This is a genomic window from Nostoc sp. 2RC (assembly GCF_014222165.1).
GTDB lineage: Bacteria > Cyanobacteriota > Cyanobacteriia > Cyanobacteriales > Nostocaceae > Nostoc > Nostoc linckia.
Window position 1 is genome coordinate 1 of the sequence record NZ_JACKZU010000668.1, and the last position, 1767, is coordinate 1767.

Sequence of the window (1767 nt, forward strand, 5' to 3'; positions counted from 1 at the left end):
CCCTTAATCCCCTCCCCGCGTGCGGGGAGGGGAGACAAAGCACAGCTTTGGCTCTTTGGGGTTTTTCGGATTTAATAAGTAATCAAGCAGACATGATATGACAAATTACTAATAACTCAAAATCCTGGCTACGTGCGGGGGATGAGTTAAAAAATCATTAATTAATTTCAAAGGATTCAATCATTTTTTCTGCGGTTGGTAAGAAGCGATCGTAATCATCTATTGCAGCTGAGTAAGTTATTACATATGCTTGATTCCCTTGTAAAGTCCAAACTTGTAAATTTTTTAAACTATTTTTTCCATCTTTGCCGAGGAAAATTAATTGATTAGCTCGTTTCTTTGCTAAAGTAGTTTCACTGATATTCACAATATTTGCATCAGACAAAGTAGCCTTAACTTCCTTAATAAATAAATCTTGTGATTCCTTCAAAGTACCAGAAAAATCTTCAACAGTTATAGTCAAAATTTCTTGAAAATTATCTTTTTCATTTTCTTTCGGTGATACAAATGTTACTAACTCTTTAGTTATCAAATTTGGTGTTTCTTGAATTTTCCACGTTTCTGGATATTGGATTTTTATGCCATAACTAGAATCTTGATACATCAAAAAATTTTGGCTGGGAGTTTGTAATTGTAATAACCATAGACTGACAGTAGCCACTACTGCGGTTATTGCTGCACTGAGAAAAAATTTTTGCGGTCGTCGAAATTGTGAGTTTTTTTGAATTGTAGTCTCTGGTATTTTCTCGAAGATTTCTAAAGCTTGCAACGCCGATATTGCCGTAGGATAGCGTTGACGAAAGTCATATAGCACCATTGTGTCTATAATTTCTGCTAGCTGCGGGCTTACTTGTACTTGATTGCGCCAATCAATTTCTCCTGTATGCGGGTTTATTGGTAGTCCTTGGTTGCCAAAGTCAGCAGGATTAATTCCTGTCAAAGCTTGGATAGCAATAATTCCCACTGCATAGATATCACTACTCAATTGAGGAGTGCGACTAGCTTGTTCGCTTGGCATGTAACCATAAGTACCAATGGCAACTGTAAAACTTGTTTGCCCTTGAGAATTAGCCATTTGAGTAGTAATTTGTTTTACAGCCCCAAAATCAATTAGTACTATTTTGTTATCTGATTGTCTGCGTCGAATATTGGCAGGTTTGAGATCCCGGTGAATCACATTGTGTTGATGGACAAATGCTAAAACCTCCAAAATTTCTTTTAGAAGTTTAATAGTTTCATATTCACTCAATCGCTCGCCTACAGGAGGTATTTCTTCAGTAATGTCATGACCTGGAATAAATTCTTGAACTAAATAAAATTGTTGATTTTCTTGAAAATGAGCCAATAACTGAGGAATTTGGTCATGTTTGCCTAATTTTTCCAGAATTAATGCTTCCTGGTCAAACAAACGTTTAGCTTCCCCTAAAGTATATGCATCAGTAGAGAGTGGTTTAAAATGCTTAACAACACACTGTGGATTCCCCGGTCTTTGAATGTCTTGAGCTAAAAAAGTCGTGCCAAATCCCCCTTGTCCCAGTTGGGTGAGAATTTGGTAGCGTCCACCGATGGTTTGGCCCTGCATTAAATTCCCCCTTGCTGCTGGAATTACTCATTCCTAATTTTGTTAATCTTGATTTTTGCACATAATTGAATTGGGCATGGGGCATTGGGCATTGGGCATTGGGCATGTGGCAAGCAGGAAGTGTGGGAGGTGTGGGAGGTGTGGGAGGAGACGGAGGTGTGGGAGGTGTGGGAGGATGGTGAAAA

At 38.4% G+C, this 1767-nt stretch carries 1 protein-coding gene; it reads right to left on the reverse strand.

Annotated features, from left to right (window positions below; translation table 11 throughout):
• Nucleotides 1–157 precede the first annotated feature (157 nt).
• The gene (locus GNE10_RS34300; RefSeq protein ID WP_185570477.1) at nt 158–1582 is read right to left on the reverse strand and encodes a serine/threonine-protein kinase; all 1425 of its coding nucleotides are present in this window, start codon (nt 1580–1582) and stop codon (nt 158–160) included.
• Between the last annotated feature and the right edge of the window lie 185 nt (nt 1583–1767).

What these genes read in the sequence shown, in the direction of transcription:
- GNE10_RS34300 (WP_185570477.1), bottom strand. Translation starts at nt 1,582, where the DNA reads ATGCAGGGCCAAACCATCGGTGGACGCTACCAAATTCTCACCCAACTG.